This is a genomic window from Serratia sp. SM04 (assembly GCF_040280225.1).
Classification (GTDB): domain Bacteria; phylum Pseudomonadota; class Gammaproteobacteria; order Enterobacterales; family Enterobacteriaceae; genus Serratia; species Serratia sarumanii.
The window spans coordinates 477,799-498,201 of the sequence record NZ_JBEOQT010000022.1; the positions used below are offsets into that span (position 1 = coordinate 477,799).

At 62.4% G+C, this 20,403-nt stretch carries 20 protein-coding genes; 10 read left to right on the plus strand and 10 right to left on the minus strand.

Translation table 11 applies throughout. The annotated features are described in order from the left end of the window. The first annotated feature begins 109 nt into the window (after positions 1-109). From fumC to ABTW55_RS23030, 3 genes are all read left to right on the plus strand, one after another. The gene (gene fumC, locus ABTW55_RS23020) at positions 110-1,507 is read left to right on the plus strand and encodes a class II fumarate hydratase (protein WP_033654744.1); all 1,398 of its coding nucleotides are present in this window, start codon (positions 110-112) and stop codon (positions 1,505-1,507) included. Between the two features lie 61 nt (positions 1,508-1,568). Then, entirely contained in the window at positions 1,569-2,258 is a 690-nt protein-coding gene (locus ABTW55_RS23025; RefSeq protein ID WP_060420893.1) for a YafY family protein, read from the plus strand. 90 nt (positions 2,259-2,348) lie between these two features. Then, positions 2,349-2,717 carry a VOC family protein gene (locus ABTW55_RS23030; RefSeq protein WP_033638436.1) on the plus strand — a complete coding sequence of 123 codons (369 nt, stop codon included), beginning with the start codon at positions 2,349-2,351 and terminating at the stop codon, positions 2,715-2,717. Here ABTW55_RS23030 and tus read toward each other — a convergent pair. Beyond that, complete coding sequence (gene tus, locus ABTW55_RS23035; RefSeq protein ID WP_033654741.1) at positions 2,707-3,645, minus strand: DNA replication terminus site-binding protein; 939 nt, start codon at positions 3,643-3,645, stop codon at positions 2,707-2,709. The genes ABTW55_RS23030 and tus overlap by 11 nt on opposite strands. A gap of 332 nt (positions 3,646-3,977) precedes the next feature. Here tus and ABTW55_RS23040 point away from each other — a divergent pair, with 332 nt between their 5' ends. Further along, entirely contained in the window at positions 3,978-5,774 is a 1,797-nt protein-coding gene (locus ABTW55_RS23040; protein ID WP_060420896.1) for a glycoside hydrolase family 3 protein, read from the plus strand. 118 nt (positions 5,775-5,892) lie between these two features. Further along, entirely contained in the window at positions 5,893-7,179 is a 1,287-nt protein-coding gene (locus tag ABTW55_RS23045; protein ID WP_060420899.1) for a glycoside hydrolase family 10 protein, read from the plus strand. A gap of 51 nt (positions 7,180-7,230) precedes the next feature. Here ABTW55_RS23045 and ABTW55_RS23050 read toward each other — a convergent pair whose 3' ends face one another. Beyond that, positions 7,231-8,499 (minus strand): MFS transporter, encoded by a 1,269-nt coding sequence (locus tag ABTW55_RS23050; RefSeq protein WP_181423073.1) that lies wholly within the window; start codon positions 8,497-8,499, stop codon positions 7,231-7,233. Positions 8,500-8,646: 147 nt separating this feature from the next. Between ABTW55_RS23050 and ABTW55_RS23055 the strand changes: the two genes are divergently transcribed. The 3 genes from ABTW55_RS23055 to bioD all read left to right on the plus strand — a co-directional run bounded on the left by ABTW55_RS23055 (position 8,647) and on the right by bioD (position 11,724). Continuing rightward, positions 8,647-9,537: a LysR substrate-binding domain-containing protein gene (locus ABTW55_RS23055; protein WP_060420903.1), complete on the plus strand. Its 891-nt coding sequence runs from the start codon at positions 8,647-8,649 to the stop codon at positions 9,535-9,537. Positions 9,538-9,696: 159 nt separating this feature from the next. After that, positions 9,697-10,914, plus strand: coding sequence for an ROK family transcriptional regulator (locus ABTW55_RS23060; RefSeq protein WP_033648222.1), 1,218 nt, complete (start codon positions 9,697-9,699; stop codon positions 10,912-10,914). Between the two features lie 144 nt (positions 10,915-11,058). Then, positions 11,059-11,724, plus strand: coding sequence for a dethiobiotin synthase (gene bioD / locus ABTW55_RS23065; protein ID WP_033638445.1), 666 nt, complete (start codon positions 11,059-11,061; stop codon positions 11,722-11,724). Between the two features lie 6 nt (positions 11,725-11,730). Here the strand turns inward: bioD and ABTW55_RS23070 are convergent, their stop codons facing one another. Then, entirely contained in the window at positions 11,731-12,225 is a 495-nt protein-coding gene (locus ABTW55_RS23070; protein WP_060420906.1) for a DUF2938 family protein, read from the minus strand. A gap of 68 nt (positions 12,226-12,293) precedes the next feature. Here ABTW55_RS23070 and ABTW55_RS23075 point away from each other — a divergent pair, with 68 nt between their 5' ends. Further along, complete coding sequence (locus ABTW55_RS23075; protein ID WP_033648225.1) at positions 12,294-12,686, plus strand: helix-turn-helix domain-containing protein; 393 nt, start codon at positions 12,294-12,296, stop codon at positions 12,684-12,686. On the opposite strand, the gene clcB is transcribed toward ABTW55_RS23075, so the two are convergent. The 5 genes from clcB to ABTW55_RS23100 form a co-directional block, all read right to left on the minus strand. After that, entirely contained in the window at positions 12,683-13,984 is a 1,302-nt protein-coding gene (gene clcB / locus ABTW55_RS23080; RefSeq protein WP_033648226.1) for a voltage-gated ClC-type chloride channel ClcB, read from the minus strand. The genes ABTW55_RS23075 and clcB overlap by 4 nt on opposite strands. A 126-nt stretch (positions 13,985-14,110) precedes the next feature. Continuing rightward, positions 14,111-15,250 carry an osmoprotectant ABC transporter ATP-binding protein OsmV gene (gene osmV, locus ABTW55_RS23085; RefSeq protein WP_033638454.1) on the minus strand — a complete coding sequence of 380 codons (1,140 nt, stop codon included), beginning with the start codon at positions 15,248-15,250 and terminating at the stop codon, positions 14,111-14,113. Then, positions 15,247-15,897: an osmoprotectant ABC transporter permease OsmW gene (gene osmW / locus ABTW55_RS23090; RefSeq protein WP_039566299.1), complete on the minus strand. Its 651-nt coding sequence runs from the start codon at positions 15,895-15,897 to the stop codon at positions 15,247-15,249. The genes osmV and osmW overlap by 4 nt, the downstream gene beginning before the upstream one ends. 9 nt (positions 15,898-15,906) lie before the next feature. After that, a complete protein-coding gene (locus ABTW55_RS23095) occupies positions 15,907-16,764 on the minus strand; it encodes a glycine betaine ABC transporter substrate-binding protein (protein WP_230199626.1) in 858 nt (285 codons plus the stop codon). Between the two features lie 64 nt (positions 16,765-16,828). Continuing rightward, a complete protein-coding gene (locus tag ABTW55_RS23100; RefSeq protein ID WP_033638459.1) occupies positions 16,829-17,545 on the minus strand; it encodes an ABC transporter permease in 717 nt (238 codons plus the stop codon). 508 nt (positions 17,546-18,053) lie between these two features. Between ABTW55_RS23100 and ABTW55_RS23105 the strand changes: the two genes are divergently transcribed. Further along, the gene (locus tag ABTW55_RS23105) at positions 18,054-19,541 is read left to right on the plus strand and encodes an MDR family MFS transporter (protein ID WP_049234454.1); all 1,488 of its coding nucleotides are present in this window, start codon (positions 18,054-18,056) and stop codon (positions 19,539-19,541) included. 56 nt (positions 19,542-19,597) lie between these two features. Here ABTW55_RS23105 and ABTW55_RS23110 read toward each other — a convergent pair whose 3' ends face one another. Together ABTW55_RS23110 and ABTW55_RS23115 are read right to left on the minus strand one after the other, a co-directional pair. Beyond that, entirely contained in the window at positions 19,598-19,897 is a 300-nt protein-coding gene (locus ABTW55_RS23110; protein WP_049199199.1) for a DUF1161 domain-containing protein, read from the minus strand. 89 nt (positions 19,898-19,986) lie between these two features. Continuing rightward, positions 19,987-20,355 (minus strand): DUF1283 family protein, encoded by a 369-nt coding sequence (locus tag ABTW55_RS23115; RefSeq protein WP_004938560.1) that lies wholly within the window; start codon positions 20,353-20,355, stop codon positions 19,987-19,989. Positions 20,356-20,403 lie beyond the last annotated feature (48 nt).

A 20,403-nucleotide genomic window follows, 5' to 3' on the forward strand; every position in this document is an offset into this window, starting at 1 on the left:
CTCTTAATGCGAATAGTTATTATGTCACTATACTGGGAGTGCATGCCGACGGGGGGGTAGCGCGTCGGCCTAACCCTACGATTTTAGGAATTATGCTAAGGAGATAATGATGGCAGGCGTTCGTATCGAAAAAGACTCTATGGGCCCCATCGAAGTACCGGCCGACAAGCTGTGGGGCGCGCAAACCCAGCGTTCGTTGGCGCATTTCCGCATTTCCTCCGAAAAGATGCCGACTGCGCTGATCCACGCGCTGGCGTTGACCAAGCGCGCCGCCGCGCAGGTGAACGTGGATCTGGGGCTGCTGCCGGCCGAACGGGGCGCCGCCATCATCAGCGCCGCCGACGAAGTGCTGGCGGACAGCCATGCCGACCAGTTTCCGCTGTCGATCTGGCAAACCGGTTCCGGCACCCAGACCAACATGAACATGAACGAAGTGTTGGCCAACCGCGCCAGCGAGCTGCTGGGCGGCGTGCGCGGTGAAGAGCGCAAGGTGCACCCGAACGACGACGTCAATAAAAGCCAGAGCTCCAACGACGTGTTTCCCACCGCGATGCACGTGGCGGCGGTGATTGCGCTGCGCGAACATCTGATCCCCGAGCTGAAAGTGCTGCACAAGACGCTGAGCGACAAAGCCGAAGCCTACCGCGACATCGTCAAAATCGGCCGCACCCATCTGCAGGACGCCACGCCGCTGACCCTGGGGCAGGAGATCTCCGGTTGGGCGGCGATGCTGGCGCACAATCTGAAACACATCGAGGACAGTATCCCGCACATCGCCGAGCTGGCGCTGGGGGGCACGGCGGTCGGCACCGGCCTGAACACCCATCCGGAGTACGCGGTGCGCGTGGCTAAAGCGCTGGCGGAATTGACCCATCAGCCGTTCGTCACCGCCCCGAACAAGTTCGAAGCGCTGGCGACCTGCGACGCGCTGGTGCAAGGGCATGGCGCGCTGAAAGGGCTGGCGGCCTCGCTGATGAAGATCGCCAACGACGTGCGCTGGCTGGCTTCCGGCCCGCGCTGCGGCATCGGCGAGATTTCGATCCCGGAGAACGAACCGGGCAGTTCCATCATGCCGGGCAAGGTCAACCCGACCCAGTGCGAGGCGATGACCATGCTGTGCGCCCAGGTGCTGGGCAACGACGTGGCGGTAAACATCGGCGGCGCTTCCGGCAACTTCGAGCTGAACGTGTTCCGCCCGATGGTGATCCACAACTACCTGCAGTCGATTCGCCTGCTGGCCGACGGCATGCAGGGCTTCAACGAGCACTGCGCGGTGGGCATCGAACCGAACCGCGATCGCATCACCCAGTTGCTGAACGAATCGCTGATGCTGGTGACGGCGCTCAACACCCACATCGGCTACGACAAGGCGGCGGAAATCGCCAAGAAAGCGCACAAGGAAGGGCTGACGCTGAAAGCCGCGGCGCTGAAGCTGGGCTACCTGTCCGAAGCGCAGTTCGACGAGTGGGTGCGGCCGGAAGCGATGGTTGGCAGCATGCAGAAATGATTGATCTGTGAGGCAACCGGGGGCTTACTGAGGTAAGCCCTTTTTTTGTGGAGAAATCAAGATGTCGCGCGCACAACGTTTACTCGATCTGATGCAGCTGCTGCGCAGCCACCGTTATCCGGTGGCGGGCCATGCGCTGGCGCAGACGCTGGGTATCAGCATGCGCACGCTGTACCGCGATATCGCCACGCTGCAGCAGCAGGGGGCGGAGATCGCCGGCGAGGCGGGCGTCGGCTATGTGCTGCGCCCCGGCTTTATGCTGCCGCCGCTGATGTTCTCGCAGGCGGAGACAGAAGCGTTGGTGCTGGGGATGCGCTGGGTCAGCCGCCGCGGCGACAGCCAGCTGGCGAGCGCGGCGGGCCAGGCGCTGGCCAAGATCGCCGCCGTGCTGCCGCCGGCGCTGCGGGAGGAGCTGGAGGCCAACACGCTATTGATAGCGCCGGTAAACGCGCCGCCGGTGGCGGATGAGCTGCGGGTGCTGATCCGTGACACCATCCGCCGCGAGCGCAAGCTGCATATCGACTATCTCGATCTGGCGGGGCAGCGCAGCGAACGCCTGCTGTGGCCCTTTGCGCTGGGCTTTTTCGACCAGCTCCAGGTGCTGGTCGCCTGGTGCGAGCTGCGCCAGGCGTTTCGCCATTTTCGCCTCGATCGCATTCAGGCCGCTACGCCGTTGGAACAGCTCTATCCGCGCGGCCGGCGGCGGCTGCTGAAAGAGTGGCGCCTCAGCGAGGGCATTGCGGAGCAATAGCGGCACGCTGCTGCCATAAACTGTCAGTAGCGCGCTTTAGTCTGTGCCTATCGGGAACCGGCCGGTTCCCATCACCCAGAGGACAGACCGATGACTCTTCCCAGCATGACCCTGCTTTACGTCGACAACCCGCTGAACAGCGCCGCCTTTTATCAACGCTTACTGGGACAGGCGCCGGTAGAGCTTTCTCCCGGCTTCGCCCTGTTCGTGCTCAACAACGGCTTTAAGCTGGGGATGTGGGCCAAACAGGGGGTAAAACCTGCGGCGACCCTGACCGGCGGCGGCGGTGAACTGGGCTTTTTGTGCCAGGATCCGCAAGAGGTCGAGGCGCGCTATAACCAGTGGCGCGAACTCGGGCTGCCGATTGAGCAAACGCCGACCGAGATGGCGTTCGGTTACACCTTCGTGGCGCGGGATCCGGACGGCCATCGCCTGCGGGTGTATGCCCTCAGCGAGTAGCGTCGTCGGTATATAGGTGCAGGCGTGGCACCAGCAGCCGCAGCGGCCGGGCGTCGGGTTTGTAACGGTGTTTCACCGCGTCGACGTCGTAGTTGAGCAGCTCGCCAATCTTCGGCACCGCGGCGCCGTTTTCAACCTGACACAGGGCGATCAGCGGCAGCGGGCAGGGGTGTTGCACCTGTTTTTGCTGCTGCTGATACCACACCCGGGCGATCGGCTGCACTTTGACCGGCCGCTTGATTTTCAGCGTCGCGTGCTGCGGCAGGCGGCTGACGTCGTCTATCTCGCGGCTGACCAGGGCAGCCCACTGTTCACGGCTGTGCGGCGGCACCGCGCGGCCGGCTTTCAGGCTTTTCTCCAGCTGCGCCAGGATGTCGTCCCGCTTGACGTTTTTGATTATGTGCTTGTTGGCCCAGCCGAAGCGCACGGAGTCGGGATTGGTCAGGGCGGTGAGGGTGCGATAGGCGCTGAGGGTAATCAGCCCGTGCAGATGGGTGTGCACGAACTCGAAACGCTGCTCCGGCGCCAGGCCGGAATCGACGGTGATAATCTGTTCCAGCTCGCCCTTCAGGCGATTGATCAGCGCCAGCTGCGTTTGCAGCACCTGATACTCCGGCTGCTCCACCGCCAGACAGATGACGCCGGGCAGGCGCACGGCGGCCTTGCTGCTGACATTCTCCCGGTTATGGTGGATAAACAGCCGCTGATAGTGCTCCAGCGCCAGATCGCGCGCCGCTTGCCCTACATGCTGTTCGACCGCGATATGTGAGATGGCCTGATGTTCCTGGCCTTTTTCAACCTCCGGCAGGCTGAACACCCGCGCCGCCAGCAACCGCAGCGGGGCGATCTGCTGCTGCAGCGCGCCGAGCGCCTGCTCCAGTTCGGTAAAGCAGGCGTTCATCCGGCCTATCACATCGTATCTGCTCATCGCACCCTCCTATTTTAGTTACAACATACTATAGAAGAGTAGCAGACTGGGGGCAACATAGGCTACCGGGGAAAAGGCAGCTTCATTGGCCACCCGGCTTATCAGCGGAAAATACGCCATAACGGTCTTTGGCGGCAGGGCACGCAATACACTCTGTATACGTAGTGTTTTGATTCATTTATGGATTTTATCCTGTTCGTTTGTGTTTTGTTTAATCCATTTTCCGCTCGCCGTTGTCCAAACGCTGGAACAAACGGAATGGCAGGACGCGATGAGCCCTTGGGGTTATCTTTTCTTCTGTCATTAACGGGCGCTTTAAACGGAGGTTCACTGTGGATATTAAACAGAAAGTCAAAAACATGACGCTGGAAGAGAAAATCGGGCAAAAAATCATGCTGGATTTTCGCTACTGGGATCGGAGCGGTAGCAGCAATCAGGATATGACCGTTCCCGATGAAGCCATTGGCAAGCTGATCGCCGATAACCACGTGGGTGGGGTGATCCTGTTTGCCAATAATCTGAAAGACAAGCAGCAGATCAACACATTGACGGCCTGGTATGCCGCGATGAAAACCCACGCGGGCATTCGTTTGTTTATTGGCACCGATAACGAAGGCGGTAACGTTTTCCGGCTGCCGCGCGGCGACTATGCCTCATTTCCCGGCAATATGGCGCTCGCAGCGGCGATTGAGGGCGGTGCGGATAAACATCTCGCCGTTGAACAAGGCAAACTGATGGCCCAGGATATGCGCGCGTTGCATATCAATACCAACTTTGCCCCGGTCGTGGACGTCAACACCAACCCGTTCAATCCGGTGATTAACGTTCGCGCCTTCAGCGATGATAAGAACACCGTTTCCCGTCTGGCAGAGAAAATGGTGGCGGGCATGAAACAGCAGGGGCTGATCACCGCTTACAAACACTTCCCCGGCCATGGCAGCACCTCCACCGACTCGCACACCGGTTTGCCGCGCGTCGATCGCACGCGGGAAGAGGCTTTTGCCATCGATATCGCCCCTTACAAGCAGGCCATCGATCGCTGCGCGGCGCCGGACATGGTCATGACCGCCCATATTCAGTATCCGGCACTGGATAACCGCCAGATAGACACCCGCAGCGGTGAAAAAATCACGGTGCCGGCCACCATGTCGCATGAAATTCAGACCCAGATCCTGCGCAATGAATTGGGGTATGCCGGCGTAACGATTTCAGACGCGCTGGATATGGGCGCGATTGCCGAGCATTTCAGCCAGCAAGCGGCCGCTGAAAACGTCTTTGCCGCGGGGGTGGATATTGCCCTTATGCCTGTCAGCATCGCTTCGCCGGCTCAGGCGCGCTTGCTGCCGGATCTGATCCGTTACCTTGCGGACAGGGTGAAAACGGGGCATCTCAGCGAGGCTGATATCGATGCCTCGGTCGAGCGAATTTTGCGCCTGAAATTACGCCATAACCTGATGGGCCATAGCGACAGGCCGTGTTCCAACGACGCTTCGTCCTCAGCGCACAAGCTGGAAAAACGCATCGCCGATCGCTCCATTACCGTGGTGATCAATCGCCACAGCCTGTTGCCGTTGAAGGACAAAACGCTGCGCTACTTTATTTTGACCCCGTGGGGCGAGCAGGCCAACGGCATTACGCGCGTGATGGCGCAGGAGGGGTATCAGAACGTCGTTGCCGCGAAGGAAACGGAACTGAGCGATGCCCAGATCAGAGAGCATATTGCCGGCTGCGACGTGTTCCTGCTCGGAACGCTGTCAACCCGCTTTACGCCTGCCGAGCAGGATGGGGTGGTGACTTCCGCAACCGGAGCGGGCAATGACGGCAGCCCTTATCCGGGCTGGTTGAAATGCGCCGCCGAGCAGGGGAAAAAACGCGTTCACCTCTCACTGCGCGCCCCTTACGATATCGTGAACTATGCCGCAGAGGTGGAGGCGGCCGTCGCCACCTACGCCTACTACGGTTATGACAGCGGCGTGTGGCGCGGCCCTTCGATGGTCTCTTTAGCGCAGGTGCTGACGGGTAAAATCAAACCGCAGGGCAAATTGCCGGTCAACACCTGGCATGACTACGATGCGGAAACCAATACGGGCAAGGTGGCGTTCCCTCGCGGGACTGGGCTGAGCTGGTGATGGGGTAAGGACACCGGCGTCGTCTGAAAAAGGCGACGCCGGCAGCTTGATAGCGGGCAGTTTCTTGCTCTGCACGTAACGACATGGGATAACCGTCACTCACGGAAGGAGAATCAGGATGCCGACAGACGCAACAAAATTAGGCGGATGGCTGTTGATGGTCGCCATGCTGGGCGTGAGCGGATGCGCCAAGCCACCCGAACCGGAGAAGCCCCCGCGGCCGACACCGCCGATAACACCGATGCGGGGCATCTGGCTGGCCACGGTCATTGGCCTGGACTGGCCGCCGGCGGCCTCCCTGAAGGCGGAAACCGCGCAAGAGCGGGTTTGCCAGCAGAAACAGGGGCTGACGGACGCGCTGGACGAGATGGTGAAAACCGGGATTAACACGGTCTATTTTCAGGTTAAACCGGACGGCACGGCCCTGTGGCGCTCAAACATCTTGCCCTGGTCTGAGGTGTTGACCGGCACCGTTGGCCAGGATCCCGGCTATGATCCGCTGGCCTTTATGCTGCAAGAAGCGCACCGGCGCGGCATCAAGGTGCATGCCTGGTTGAACCCTTATCGGGTTTCCATGAATACCCGCCCACAGACGATTGAGGCACTCAATCATACGCTGCAGTCGCCGCCGGCCAGCGTCTATGCGCTGCATCCCGACTGGATACGCACCGCCAACGAGCGCTTCGTGCTCGACCCCGGCCTGCCCGACGTGCGCAACTGGATCACCGGCGTGGTGGCTGAAATAGTCAAAAACTATGAGGTCGACGGCATTCAGTTTGACGATTATTTCTATTACGAAACGCCGCAATCGCCGCTGGATGATGAACGAACGTATCGCGCATACGGCAAAGGATTTGCAGACAAAGCCGCCTGGCGCAGAGACAACACGCTGCAATTGATAAAACAGGTGTCAGCCGCCGTCAAAGCATTGAAGCCCGAGGTTGCGTTTGGCGTCAGTCCGGCGGGCGTATGGCGAAACAAAGCGGACGATCCTGACGGTTCGGCGACGCGGGCAGGCGCGCCATCGTATGATACGGCCTATGCCGATACGCGCCAGTGGGTAAAACTGGGGCTGCTCGATTACATCGCACCGCAGCTGTATTGGCCTTTTGATCGCGAAATTGTCCGCTACGACGTGCTGGCCAACTGGTGGGCCGAGGTGGTGAAAGGCACGTCGGTTCGGCTCTATGCCGGGGTGGCGCTGTATAAAGTAGGCACGCCTGCCGCCGGTGAGCCGGCCTGGGCCGTCGAGGGCGGCGTTCCCGAACTGAAAAGGCAGCTCGATCTCAACGAAAGCCTGCCGGGAATGGGGGGAACCATCCTGTTCCGGCAACGCTATCTGACTGAGCCGCAAACGGATAAGGCGGTGGAGTACCTGCGCACCCGCTGGAAAACCGGTCAATAATCACAGGCACTGGCATGACAAGCCGCGGCAAACCACCGCGGCTTTTTCTCTTCAAAGGCGCGCCGCTTCCGGCAGGCGTTTCAGGTAATGCACCACCACCAGCGCCAGCAGCAGCATCAGGCTGATGAACGCCGCCACGCCATTCCAGCCGAAACTGTGCCAGAACACGCCGCCGAGGGTGCCGGCCACGCTCGAGCCGACGTAATAGCAGAACAGATACAGCGACGACGCCTGGCCTTTGGCGCGGCGCGCGCGGCGGCCGATCCAGCTGCTGGCCACCGAGTGGGCGGCGAAAAAGCCGGCGGTGAACAGCATCATGCCGATAAAGATCGCCGGCACCTGCGGCAGCGCGGTAATCAGGATCCCGATCAGCATAATCACGATCGAGGCCAGCAGCACCGGGCCGCGCCCGAAGCGCGAGGTGAGCGCGCCGGCCTTGGGCGAGCTGTAGGAGCCGGTGAGGTATACCACCGACAGCAGGCCGACGATCGCCTGGCTCAGGTGGTAAGGATCCGCCAGCAGGCGATAGCCGATGTAGTTGAACAGGGTGACGAAGCTGCCCATCAGCAGGAAACCTTCCGCGAACAGCAGCGGCAGGCCCTTATCGTGCCAATGCAGTTTGAAATTGATCAGCAGGGTGCGCGGGCGCAGCGAGCTGGCGCGAAAATGCCGCGAGGCGGGCAGGATGCGCCAGAACATGCAGGCGGCGGCGAGGGCGAACAGGCCGATAACCCCGAGCGACACGCGCCAGGAGAAGAAGTCGGTCAACACCCCGGTCACCAGGCGGCCGCTCATGCCGCCGATCGAGTTGCCGCTGATATACAGCCCCATCGAGAAGGCGACGAAGCTGGGATGGATCTCTTCGCTGAGATAGGTCATGCCGACCGCCGCCACGCCGCTCAGCGACAGGCCGATCAGCGCGCGCATCAGCAAAATGCCGTGCCAGCTGGTCATAAAGGCGCAGATCAGCGTGCAGACCGCCGCCAGCAGCAACGCCACCACCATCACCGATTTGCGGCCGATGGCGTCGGACAGCGGCCCGGTAAACATCAGGCCGATCGCCAGCAGGCCGGTGGAGACCGAAAGCGACAGGCTGCTTTCCGCCGGCGAGACGCCGAAATCTTGCGACAGCACCGGCAGGATCGGCTGCACGCAGTAAAGCAACGCGAAGGTCGCCAGCCCGGCGGAAAACAGCGCCAGCGTTACGCGCATAAACTGCGGCGTGCCGCGTTCGATGTAGGGGAGTTTGTTGTTGAGGGTGGAGCGTTTTATTTTTGGCGCAGCGGCCGCGTCATCGTTGGCGGCCAGCGTCGACGGCATCGCGGCCGCAGAACGCACAGGGGTTGTCACAGCGTTTCCTTACCGAACTTCGGGGAGATAAACAGACACTTTGCAGATAACAAAATGATAGGGAGCGGCGATTTTTTTGTCTAATATATTAATAATTCAAATTAAGATGTTTTAAATATGAATATCGAATTGAGACACCTGCGTTACTTTATCGCCGTGGCGGAAGAGCTGCATTTTGGCCGCGCCGCCGAGCGGCTGCGCATCTCCCAGCCGCCGCTCAGCCAGCAAATCCAGGCGCTGGAGGAGATGGTCGGCGCGCGGCTGCTGGCGCGCAACAACCGCAACGTCAGTTTGACCCAGGCCGGGGAGATGTTCCTCAAAGAAGCCTATCAGGTGCTCGATCAGGTCGGGCGCGCGGCGGAAAAGGCGGCGCGTCTGGATCGCGGCGAACTGGGGGAAATGACCATCGGCTTTACCTCTTCCGCGCCCTTTATCGGCGTGGTGTCGCGCAGCCTGCGCGCCTTTCGTCAGCACTCGCCGCAGGTGCATATCAAAATGCGCGAAATCAACACCAAACAGCAGATCGAACCGCTGCTGAACGGTGAGCTGGATCTGGGGGTGATGCGCAACACGCGGCTGCCGGAGGCGCTTCACTATCAGCTGCTGCTGCGCGAACCGCTGGTGGCGGTGGTGCCGCAAGGGCATCCGCTGGCGGAAGCGCCCGGCGGCGCGCTGCGGTTTCAACATCTGGCGCAGGAGCCGTTCGTGTTCTTCTCGCGTGAAGTCGGCACCGCGCTGTACGACGAAATTCTGCTGCTGCTCGGCAAGGCCGGCATAACTCCGTACATCACCCAGGAAGTGGGCGAAGCGATGACCATTATCGGGCTGGTTTCCGCCGGGTTGGGGGTGTCGATTCTGCCGGCCTCTTTCGCCCGGGTGCGGGTGGACGGCGTGCGCTATCTGCCGCTGGCGGAGCCGGACGCCACCACCGAAGTGTGGCTGGTGCATCACCGCCGGCGGCCGCTGACCGCTGCGGCGCAGGCGCTGATGGCGTTGATGCTCAAATGACGCCGAAACCGGGTAAATAAAACTCGATTCACGCTGAAATTGCGAGGAATTTGTGCAGCAAATCACATAACGAATCAAATAGTTGACGCTGTATGACAAAAGCCCCACCATAACCCCTAGTCTTTATTTAGAAGCGCGAAAAATAGTAGGAGCAGGTTTGTGATTGCGGTTGGGCAGCCTGGGCATATCGATCAAATCAAACAGACTAATGCGGGGGCGGTTTATCGGCTAATCGATCAACTGGGCCCGATTTCGCGCATCGAACTGTCAAAACGCGCGCAGCTGGCGCCCGCCAGCATCACCAAGATCGTGCGCGAACTGCTGGAAGCCCACCTGGTCAAGGAAACCGAGTACCAGGAAATCGGCAGCCGGGGCCGCCCGGCGGTGGGCCTGGTGCTGGACACCGAAGCCTGGCATTACCTGTCCGCCCGCATCAGCCGCGGCAGCATCACGCTGGCGCTGCGCGATCTCAGCAGCAAACTGGTGGTGGAGGAGCTGCTGCCGCTGGCGGCCGAACACCCCGAACCGCTGTTGAAACGCATCCTGACCGAAGTCGATCAATTCTTTATCCGCCATCAAAGCAAGCTGGAGCGGCTGACGGCGATCGCCATCACGCTGCCGGGCATGATCGACGTGCAGTCCGGCGTGGTGCACCGCATGCCGTTTTACGACGTGCTGGAGATGCCGCTCGGCCCGGCGCTGGAAACCCGCACCGGCCTGCCGGTTTACCTGCAGCACGACATCAGCGCCTGGACCATGGCCGAGGCGCTGTACGGCGCCTCGCGCGGCAGCCAGAACGTCATTCAGGTGGTGATCGACCATAACGTCGGCGCCGGGGTGATCACCGGCGGCCATGTGCTGCACGCCGGCAGCCACAGCGTGGTGGAGATCGGCCACACCCAGGTCGATCCTTACGGCAAACGCTGCTACTGCGGCAACCACGGCTGTCTCGAGACCGTGGCCAGCATCGAGAACATGCTGGAGATCGCCCAGCAGCGGCTGAGCGGCTCGATGAGCTCCAGCCTGCACGGCGCGCCGCTGACCGTCGAATCACTGTGCGACGCCGCACTGGCGGGCGATCAGCTGGCGCGGGACATCATCCTCGGCGTCGGCCACAGCGTGGGGCGCATTCTGGCTATCATGGTCAACCTGTTCAATCCGGAGAAGATCCTGGTGGGCTCGCCGCTCAACCGCGCGGCGGAGATCCTGCATCCGGCCATCGCCTCCTGCATTCGTCAGCAGGCGCTGCCGGCCTACAGCGAGCAGGTCAAGGTCGAATCCACGCAGTTCTTCAATCAGGGCACCATGCCCGGCGCGGCGCTGGTGAAAGAGGCGCTGTACAACGGTTCATTGCTGGTGCAGCTGCTGCAGGGCTAACATCAGAACTTCTTATTAATCCCGCAAAAGATTGAGCTACCTCAAGCCCCTATGAGGGCGCATCCCCTAGAATTTTTCCGCAAGACTTCTTCGCCGCCGGTGCGGCGACACATTGTTAACGGGGCATTCTGGGGCATTTTATTCATGTTGAAGCGTTTATTTGTGACAGGCACGGATACCGACGTCGGTAAAACCGTGGTTTCCCGCGGGTTGATGCAGGCGCTGGCCGCCGATGGCCGTTCGGTGGCCGGCTACAAGCCGATCGCCGCGCGCTGCCAGGAAACCAGTGAGGGCATCCGCAATAAAGACGCTTTGGTGTTGCAGGCCACCTCAACCCTGCCGCTGTCCTACGAGGAGATCAATCCCATCACCTGCCTGGATGAGGTGTTTCACGCGCATGCAACCGAGGACATCAACTATGGCGTGATGAGCAGCGGTCTGCGCGATCTGTCCGCCAAAGCCGATACGGTGGTGGTGGAAGGCAGCGGCGGTTGGCGGGTGCTGATGAACGATCTGCGGCCTTACGCCGAGTGGGTGGTGCAGGAACAGCTGCCGGTGGTGCTGGTGGTGGGCATCAAACTGGGCTGCGTCAGCCACGCGCTGCTGACCGCGCAGTCGATCATCAACGACGGCCTGCCGCTGCTGGGCTGGGTGGCCAACCGCATCAACCCGGGGTTGGCGCACTATGCCGAAACCATCGCGGCGCTGCAGCAGCGCATTCCCGCGCCGCTGCTGGGTGAAATTCCGTATCTGCCGCGCGCGGAGCAGCGCGAACTGGCGCACTACCTCGATATTTCCACGCTGCTGTAAGTCCGTTCAGACGCAGAGCGTCGCCAACAGCCGGGCGGCGATCAGCAGGCCCAGCCCATACACCGTGTGGGTGAGCAGGCTGAGGAGCCGCGATTTTCGTGGGTAGGCGGTTTTCGCCGCCGCCACGCCAAAGCCCAGCGCGGGCTGCATCACCAGAAACGGCGCCGTCAGGCTCAGCCAGCCGCTCAACAGCGCGATGAGCGGCTCCGGCGTCGCATACCACTCGCTGCCCGCCAACCCGAGCGGGATAAAGGCAAACGCGATGCCGATGGCGTAATGCAATATCCAGCCGATTTCTCTCTCTCCCCGGCGCGGCGGCGCCGTAACGATGGTGGCGTGAAACCAGCGGCCGTCGAACATGCCGAGAAACCAACGGCCCACCAGCGCATAATCGAGAGCAGGGATGTCGAAGCGCCGCTTCAGCAGCAGCGCCCACAGATCCATACAGAGGGTGGCGCCGGCGCCGGTTAACAGGATGCGCACTAACAGATCGGGGGTCATAGGGTGTCCTTGGCTCAGTGACGTGATAATGTGCGCACAGTGTGCAACTTAAAGTCGGCTTCAAGTCAATGGCAAAAGAACTGGATATCGGCGCGGTGGCGCGCCTGAGCGGAGTCGCGCCTTCCGCGCTGCGGCATTACGAGAAGAAAGGGCTGATCGCGTCGACGGGCCGCCACGGTTTGCGCCGCCAATACGCCGCCGGCGTGCTTGACCAACTGCGGCTGATCGCGCTGGCGCGCCTGGCCGGTTTTACGCTGGACGAGATGAGCGCCTTGTTTGACGAACGGGGCAAGATAGCGCTCGATCGCGGGCTGCTGGCGGCGCGGGCGGATGAACTGGATCGCCATATCCAACGCCTGATGCAGGTGCGCGACGGGCTGCGCCACATGGTCGATTGCCCTGAACCCGAGCACCTGCAGTGCCCGCAGTTCAGGAAAATCCTGCAGCAGGGCGAGTTCTAAGCCTCGCGTTTGGGCGGCGGCGCCGAGTGATACACCGACACCGGCCGCAGGCCGCGCGACACGGTGGTGGCGATCACGCACGAGAGCAGAATGCCGGGCAGCAGCGCGTATTCGCCGGTCATTTCAAACACCATCAGCGCCGCCATGATTGGCGCATGGGTGGTGGCGGCCAGCAGGGTGGCCATGCCGGTCAGCGCCAGCAGCAGCGGCACCGCCGCATCCATGCCCGGCCACAGGCCAAACAGTTGACCGATGATCGAACCGAGCGCGGCGCCGACGAACAGCGTCGGGGTGAAGACCCCGCCGGGCGCGCCCGACCCGCTGCTGGCGAGGATCGCCAACAGTTTGCACACCAGGATCGCCCCCAGCAGCAATACCCCCGGCGGCGCGATCAGCAGCGCCTGTACCACGCTGTAACCGTTGCCCCACACCTGCGGGAACAGCAGAGAAAGCAGCCCGACGATTAGGCCGCCCAGCGCCAGCTGCAACGGCGGCTTCAACCGCAGCGAGCGGAAGGCATGGCCGGTGGCGGTCATCAGCCATAAAAACAGCGGCCCACCGGCGCCGGCCACCACGCCGACCAGCGCCATCAGCAGGTATTGCGTCGGCAAGGGGGCGGCGAGCGGCGTCACCAGATAGAGCGGCGCCTGGCCGCCGTTGAGCAGGTTGGTCATCAGCAGGGCGCTGACCGCGGCGATCACCACCGGGCCGAGCGAGGCCAGCATCAGGGTGCCGAACAGGATCTCGGCGATAAACAGGCTGCCCGCCAGCGGCGCATGATAGGCGCTGGCCATCCCGGCGGCGGCGGCGCAGGCCACCCACAGTTTCCATTCTTTCTCGTGCGTAAAGCGCTGGGCGAACAGCGAGCCCACCAGCGCCGCCAGCAGGATCATCGCGCCTTCGCGGCCGATGGCGCTGCCGCTCGACACCACCAGCAGCGACGCCAGGCACTTCACCAGGCTGGCGCCGGTGTCCAGCTTGCCGTTGCCGGTCTCGATCGCTTCCATATAGTCGGTGGGCGCCGCCGGGCGCTGGTGGCGGTAGCGCTGATGCATATAAAGCAGCAGGCCCGCCGCCAGCCCGCCCAGCGCCGGAGTGAGGGCGCGCCGCCAGCCGGGCAGCGCGGCGGCGGCGGCCACCAGGCTGCCGTCGGCATTGCCGAGCAGCAGCCACTCGAGGCCAATCATTGAACGGTGGAACAGCCACACCGCCAGGGCGGCGGCGACGCCGATGAACACGGCGATAAACAGGCTGCGCAACAGGGCGCGATAGTGGTGCAGGTGGACCAATCTTTTCATGCGTGGGCGGCGTCGTGAGAAAAATCAAAGGGTCATCAGCGCATTGTGCTTGGCGCTCCGGCCGATGACCAGTGAATCTTTAGCAAACTGCGGCGTGGGGCGGGGCGGCGAGCGCCCCGGCGTGGGTTATTGCGGCGTCAGCACCCGGCGCGTGCGGCCGGAGCTGAGGTAGTCGGCGATGTAATCCTGCGAGATTTCGCCGCTGTAGCGGCCGTCTTCATCGACGATCGGCATCCAGGAGGTGTTGTGCTCGTACAGCTTCGACAGCACCACGCGCAGGTTCTCCTCCGCACGGGCGGTGACGCGGAAATGGTGCAGGCTGTCGGCGCAGACGCCCGGCGCGCCGCGCGCCTCGCGGCGCTTGACGTACCCCAGCGGCTTGCCGTCGGCGTCCACCACCGTCACCGAGCGGGCGTCGATATCGTCCATCAGCCCGAACGCTTCCACTAGCGGCGTCTCCCGCCGCACCGTCACCGTTTCCTGTTGATCGGCCACGTCGCCGGCCTGCACCAGCAGCAGGCGCTTCAGCGTGCGATCCTGGCCGACAAAGGAAGCGACGAAGTCGTTGGCCGGCCGCGCCAGCAGCTCATCGGCGCTGGCGTTCTGCACGATTTTGCCCTGGCGGAACACCGCGATGCGATCGCCGAGCTTCAGCGCTTCGTCGATGTCGTGGCTCACCAGCATCACGGTCTTTTTCAGCTGGCGCTGCATGTCGAGAAACTCGTTCTGGATGGTTTCGCGGTTGATCGGATCCACTGCGCCGAAGGGTTCATCCATCAGCAGCACCGGTGGATCGGCCGCCAGCGCGCGGATCACGCCGATGCGCTGCTGCTGCCCGCCAGACATCTCTTTCGGGTAGCGGTGCAAAAAACGCTTGGGATCCAGCGCCACCATGCTCATCAGCTCCTCGGCGCGATCGTGGCAGCGTTTTTTGTCCCAGCCCAGCATGCGCGGCACCACGGTAATGTTCTCCTCGATGGTCATGTTGGGAAACAGGCCGATCTGCTGGATGACGTAGCCGATTTTGCGGCGCAGGCTGACGGTATCCAGCGCGCTGGTGTCTTCGCCGTTGACCAGAATGGTGCCGCCGGTGGGTTCGATCAGGCGGTTGATCATCTTCAGCGTGGTGGTTTTGCCGCAGCCGGAAGGGCCGAGCAGCACGCAGATTTCGCCTTCCGGCACGTCCAGATTGATGTTGTCGACGGCGTTGAACGGCGTGCCGTTCTTTTGCATGAACTGTTTGGTCAGATTTTCCAATTTAATCATGAGCGGATCCCCTTGGGCGTTAGCGCAATTTGCAAGCGGTGCAATAACCAATCGAGGACGATCGCCAGCAGGCTGATCATCACGGCGCCGGTAATCAACTGGCGAATGTCGCTGCTGCTGATGCCGTTGAGCAGCAGCAGGCCGAGGCCGCCGGCACCGATCACCGCAGCGATCGCCATCACGCCGATATTCATCACCACGGCGGTGCGGATGCCGCCGAAGATCACCGGCAGCGCCACCGGGATCTCCACCCAGCGCAGGCGTTGCCAGAACGTCATGCCGATGCCGCGGCCGGCTTCGCGCAGCCCGCCGGGCAGGTTGTCGAGCGCGGTGTGGGTGTTGCGCACGATCGGCAGCAGCGAGTAAAGGAACACCGCGGTGATCGCCGGCACGTAGCCGATGCCGTGGCCGATTAAGGAAAACAGCGGGATCATCAGCCCGAACAGGGCGATGGAGGGCACGGTCAGCACCAGCGTGGCCAGGCTCAGCACCGGCGTCGCCAGCCATTTATGGCGGACGATCAGCACGCCGAGCGGCACGCCGATCAGGATCGCCAGGCCGACGGCGATGCCGACCAGCAGCAGGTGTTCCAGCGTCAATCCGGCGATATAGGCCCAGTTTTGCCAGGCGTAAAGTATGGTATTCATCATGCCTCCCTATATCAGGCCGCGCTGCTTGAGGAACGCATCGGCGACCTGTTGCGGCGTCTGGTAGTCGATATCCACCCTGGCGTTAAGCTCGGTGATCACCTGATTGTTGAACTGTTTCGACAGCGTGTTCAGCGCCTCTTCCAGCCCCGGCGTGTTTTGCAACACGTCGGCGCGCACCACCGGCGTGACCGCATAGCTCGGGAAGTAACCCTTGTCGTCTTCGAGCACCTGCAGATCGAAGCCTTTCACCCGGCCGTCGGTGGTGTACACCAGCCCGGCGTCGACGAAGCCGTCGCGGATGGCGTTGTAGACCAGGCCGGGATCCATCTGGCGGATTTGCGGGCGATCCAGCGGCATGTTGTACAGCGCCTGCATCGGCTTCAGGCCGTCCGAGCGGCCGGCAAACTCCAGATCCAGCCCCAGCAGCCAGTTGTGTTTCGGGTCGGTTTTACGCACCTGTTCCACTTTGGCCACCAGCTGCGACATGGTGCGAATCTGCTCTTTTTCCGCGCGCTGGCGCTGCATGGCGAAGGCGTAGGTGTTGTTCATGTCCGCCGGCTGCAGCCACACCAGGCCGAGTTTGGCGTCGAGCTTTTTCACCGTGTCGTAAGTTTCCTGCGGCGTCATGCGCTTATTGATGTGGTTAAAGATGATCAGCGAGGTGCCGGTGTATTCCCAGGTCATGTCGATCTGTTTGTTGATCATGGCGTTGCGGGTGATCACCGTGGCCAGATTGGTCTTGGGTTCGACCTGAAAACCCTTGGCCCGCAGGTATTGCACGGTGATCGCCGACAGAATGCGCTGTTCGGTAAAGTTCTTGCTCGCCAGCGTCAGCGGGGCGGCCCAGGCGGCCGCGCCGGTCATCAGCAAGGAGAACAGCAGCGCGTGGCGGAGGCGTTGTAACCATCGAGTCATCGCGTTTCTCCCATCAGGATGCGGTGTGCGGGCTGAGCCGGCGGCCGAGACCGGCCAGCGCCAGATCGAGCAGCAGGGCGATCAGCGCGGTGGCGGCGGCGCCGAGGATCAGCGTCGGGAAGTCGTTCAGGTAGATGCCGGGGAAGATCAGTTCGCCGTAGCTGCTGGCGCCGATCAAAAACGCCAGCGGCGCGGTGCCGACGTTGATCGCCATCGCGATGCGCACCCCGGCGAAGATCACCGGCAGGGCGTTGGGCAGTTCGACCTGGCGCAGCCGCTGCCCGGCGGTCATGCCAATACCGTTGGCGGCCTCGACCAGCGCCGGCGGCACCGAACGCAGGCCGGCATAGGTATTGCGCACGATGGGCAGCAGCGAGGCGAGGAACAGCGCCACCACCGCCGGCCGGTCGCCGATGCCGATGATCACCATCGCCAGCGCCAGCACCGCCAGCGGCGGCAGGGTGTTGCCGACGTTAAAGATCTGCATCACGTGCTCCGCCCAGCGGCGGGCGAAAGGGCGGCTCAGCAGGATGCCGCTGGGAATGCCGACCAGCAGCGACAGCAGCATGGAGCACGCCACCAGGAACATGTGCTGCTGGCCGAGGTAAATCAAATCTTCCCGGCGCGACTTGAGGGTTTCCCAGCCGATGCCGTAAACCAGCAGCGCGACGACGGCGATAAACAGCAGGCTCCCGAGGAGCAGGCGCCGGTATGGCGCTGACTTGTGCATGATGTTGCGTCCTCCGTTGCGCGGAGCGGCCGATAGGCGGCGCATTCCGCTCTGATTGTTACCCACTGCCCGGCGGGCGTGGCGGTACAAAACGGGCGTTTCGCATGAGGTTAGCGAGATTGAGCGAAGGGTGCGTTCGGCACAGCGTGCTGAACGTAGGCTCAATACGTGAGTTAATCAGCATAAGATACTGATATTTAAACCCGAGAAAGCACGAAGCCCAAAGGCGCCGGCTAGGGAAGGTATAGCACCCTGTCGTTGAGCGTGCCAAGTTTTATGAACAAAATCAGCTGATTGAGTTTGCCCAGATTGGCGCCGCAGACCGCGTCAGCGCTGGGATGCGTGGAAAGTAAAAAAAATCCGCAGCAAAACGTTACGCCGTAACAATAAGTCCAAATGGTGCGATTCGCCGCCGGCAAAGGCAGGATGTGAGGGCGGATAGACTCGGCGCAGACGCTTGCTGATATACTCAAGGAAAATAAAAACGCCAGGAAGCCTGCATAACGCCATGACAAATAACGTTTCACCCGCACCCATCGCCCACCGCCCGCTGATCCTGATCGCCTGCATGCTGGCGATGTTCATGTCGGCCATCGAAGCCACCATCGTCGCCACCGCCATGCCGACCATCATCGGCGATCTCGGCGGCTTTTCGCTGCTGGGCTGGGTGTTCGCGGTCTATTTGCTGGCGCAGGCGATCACCATTCCCATCTACGGCCGGCTGGCGGATCTCTACGGCCGCAAGCGGGTGTTCTTCTTCGGCGCCACGCTGTTCCTGCTGGGATCGGTGCTGTGCGGCTTCGCCCCCGACATGTATTGGCTGATCGGCTTCCGTCTGCTGCAGGGGCTGGGCGCCGGCGCCATCATGCCGATCGCCTCCACCATCATCGGCGACATCTACAGCGCCACCGAGCGGCCGAAGGTGATGGGCTACCTGTCGAGCGTGTGGGGCGTGTCGGCGATCATCGGCCCGCTGCTGGGGGCGTTTATCGTGCAGCACCTGCCGTGGGCGCTGGTTTTCTGGGTCAACCTGCCGATCGGCCTGCTGGCGATGCTTTTCCTCTGGCGCTATCTGCCGGCGCATCAGCAGCTGCGGCGGCACGCGCTGGATCTGGCGGGCACCGCCTGGCTGACGCTGTTCGTTTCGGCGCTGTTGCTGGCGCTGTTGCAGATGGAAAGCCTGGGATGGTGGGTGGCGCCGTTGCTCGCGCTGGCGGCGGCGTCGCTGGCACTGCTTGTCCGCCAGGAGCGGCGCGCGGTCGAACCGCTGTTCCCGCTGGCGCTGTGGCAAAGCCGGGTGATCGTCGCCGGCAACATCGGCGGGCTGGTGATCGGCGCGGCGATGATGGGCATCAGCGCCTTCCTGCCTACTTTCATTCAGGGCGTAATGGGCGGCTCGCCGCTGGAGGCGGGCACCACGCTGGCGCTGATGTCGATCGGTTGGCCGCTGGCCAGCACGCTGAGCGGCCGTTTGATGCTGATGACCTCGTACCGCGCGACGGCGTTGCTGGGTGCGCTGCTGTTGGTGGCGGGCGGCCTGATCCTGCTGATGCTGCAGCCGACCGGCGGCCTGCTGTGGGGGCGGGTGGCGGCGTTTATGGTCGGCGCCGGCATGGGGTTGTGCAACACCACGTTTTTAGTGTCGGTGCAGAACGCGGCGCATTACAGCATTCGCGGCATCGCCACCGCCTGTACGGTGTTTACCCGCATGGTGGGTTCGGCCATCGGCACTGCGATTTTGGGCGCCACGCTGAACCTCAACCTGCAGTGGCGTTTGCCGGAGGTTGACGATCCGGTGCAGCGGCTGATGGAGCCGGCGGTGCGGCAGAGCATGGGAAGCGAAGCGCTGGCGCAGCTGATCCAGCAGGTGGCGGCTTCACTGCATTGGGTGTTCCTGGCGTCGGCGTTGGTGTCGTTGCTGGCGCTGGCGGCGGCGATGCTGATCCCGGCGCGTTGTCGACCGCAGGGCGAAGGGGAAGAGGCGGAGCAGGCGTAAGGGAAAAGTAAAGGGCGCGGCTGTGAATGAACTGCGCCCTGGATAGCCGATGCGGCTTACTGCGTGTTGGAGGTATCCTGGCTGGTGCCGGTCTGCGCCGCGTCACCGCGATCGTCGCCATTGTTCAGGCGGGTATAGACGATCTTCTGGGTGTCGTTTTCGCAGTGGCCGACCACTTGGCCGCCCGCTTGATCGGCCTGATCGTTAGGCACGATCTCCAGTTTGAAGCCGGACTCCGGAACGCCGTTATTGATGATTTTCTGCGAAATGTCCGCTTTCACGCTTTCGCAGGAGGCCAGAGCCGCCAACGGCGCGCCGGCCAGCAAGACAGCGGTTAATATCAGCGTTTTCTTCATCACGTCATCCTTTTAGACAATGGACTTCCTGTAACAGGATAGCAGTAATGGCGGCCGGGTTTCACGCTTGCCCGCCCGCCGCAGGCGGATTAAGGATTAATCCGACGCCCGGTCTGACGATCCAGACATTTACGGGTGTCAGGCTCCCAGTACGCGTTGACGTTGTTGCTGTCGTTGCAGCGATCTTCGTCATCCGCCGCGCGATCGGCCTTGTCGAACTCTTTCTCGACGCGAGTGTTAACCTTGTGGCGCAGGGATTTGGTATCATTCCACTGCTCTTTGCTCTGGCGTGCTTCTTCGGTGCTCATCGCGCCGCTGCCTTTGCCATCGACGGTGACGCAGGTGCTGCCCTGCGTGCAGGTGGCGGCCAGCGCCGGCGCCTGCCAGGCGCCCATAACGGCCAGCATGGCGACCGGCAGCATCCCGCGCAGCAGTCGTTGGGTCGAAAATGTTTTCATCGTTTCATCCTTATGAGTGAGTGCGCCTGATGATGGCGACACTGGCGT

Excerpts from the sequence above, each read along its gene's own strand:
- fumC (WP_033654744.1), top strand. The coding sequence starts at position 110 with ATGGCAGGCGTTCGTATCGAAAAAGACTCTATGGGCCCCATCGAAGTA.
- ABTW55_RS23025 (WP_060420893.1), top strand. The coding sequence starts at position 1,569 with ATGTCGCGCGCACAACGTTTACTCGATCTGATGCAGCTGCTGCGCAGC.
- ABTW55_RS23030 (WP_033638436.1), top strand. The coding sequence starts at position 2,349 with ATGACTCTTCCCAGCATGACCCTGCTTTACGTCGACAACCCGCTGAAC.
- tus (WP_033654741.1), bottom strand. The coding sequence starts at position 3,645 with ATGAGCAGATACGATGTGATAGGCCGGATGAACGCCTGCTTTACCGAA.
- ABTW55_RS23045 (WP_060420899.1), top strand. The coding sequence starts at position 5,893 with ATGCCGACAGACGCAACAAAATTAGGCGGATGGCTGTTGATGGTCGCC.
- ABTW55_RS23050 (WP_181423073.1), bottom strand. The coding sequence starts at position 8,499 with ATGCCGTCGACGCTGGCCGCCAACGATGACGCGGCCGCTGCGCCAAAA.
- ABTW55_RS23055 (WP_060420903.1), top strand. The coding sequence starts at position 8,647 with ATGAATATCGAATTGAGACACCTGCGTTACTTTATCGCCGTGGCGGAA.
- bioD (WP_033638445.1), top strand. The coding sequence starts at position 11,059 with ATGTTGAAGCGTTTATTTGTGACAGGCACGGATACCGACGTCGGTAAA.
- ABTW55_RS23070 (WP_060420906.1), bottom strand. The coding sequence starts at position 12,225 with ATGACCCCCGATCTGTTAGTGCGCATCCTGTTAACCGGCGCCGGCGCC.
- ABTW55_RS23075 (WP_033648225.1), top strand. The coding sequence starts at position 12,294 with ATGGCAAAAGAACTGGATATCGGCGCGGTGGCGCGCCTGAGCGGAGTC.
- clcB (WP_033648226.1), bottom strand. The coding sequence starts at position 13,984 with ATGAAAAGATTGGTCCACCTGCACCACTATCGCGCCCTGTTGCGCAGC.
- osmV (WP_033638454.1), bottom strand. The coding sequence starts at position 15,250 with ATGATTAAATTGGAAAATCTGACCAAACAGTTCATGCAAAAGAACGGC.
- osmW (WP_039566299.1), bottom strand. The coding sequence starts at position 15,897 with ATGAATACCATACTTTACGCCTGGCAAAACTGGGCCTATATCGCCGGA.
- ABTW55_RS23095 (WP_230199626.1), bottom strand. The coding sequence starts at position 16,764 with ATGACCGGCGCGGCCGCCTGGGCCGCCCCGCTGACGCTGGCGAGCAAG.
- ABTW55_RS23100 (WP_033638459.1), bottom strand. The coding sequence starts at position 17,545 with ATGCACAAGTCAGCGCCATACCGGCGCCTGCTCCTCGGGAGCCTGCTG.
- ABTW55_RS23105 (WP_049234454.1), top strand. The coding sequence starts at position 18,054 with ATGACAAATAACGTTTCACCCGCACCCATCGCCCACCGCCCGCTGATC.
- ABTW55_RS23110 (WP_049199199.1), bottom strand. The coding sequence starts at position 19,897 with ATGAAGAAAACGCTGATATTAACCGCTGTCTTGCTGGCCGGCGCGCCG.
- ABTW55_RS23115 (WP_004938560.1), bottom strand. The coding sequence starts at position 20,355 with ATGAAAACATTTTCGACCCAACGACTGCTGCGCGGGATGCTGCCGGTC.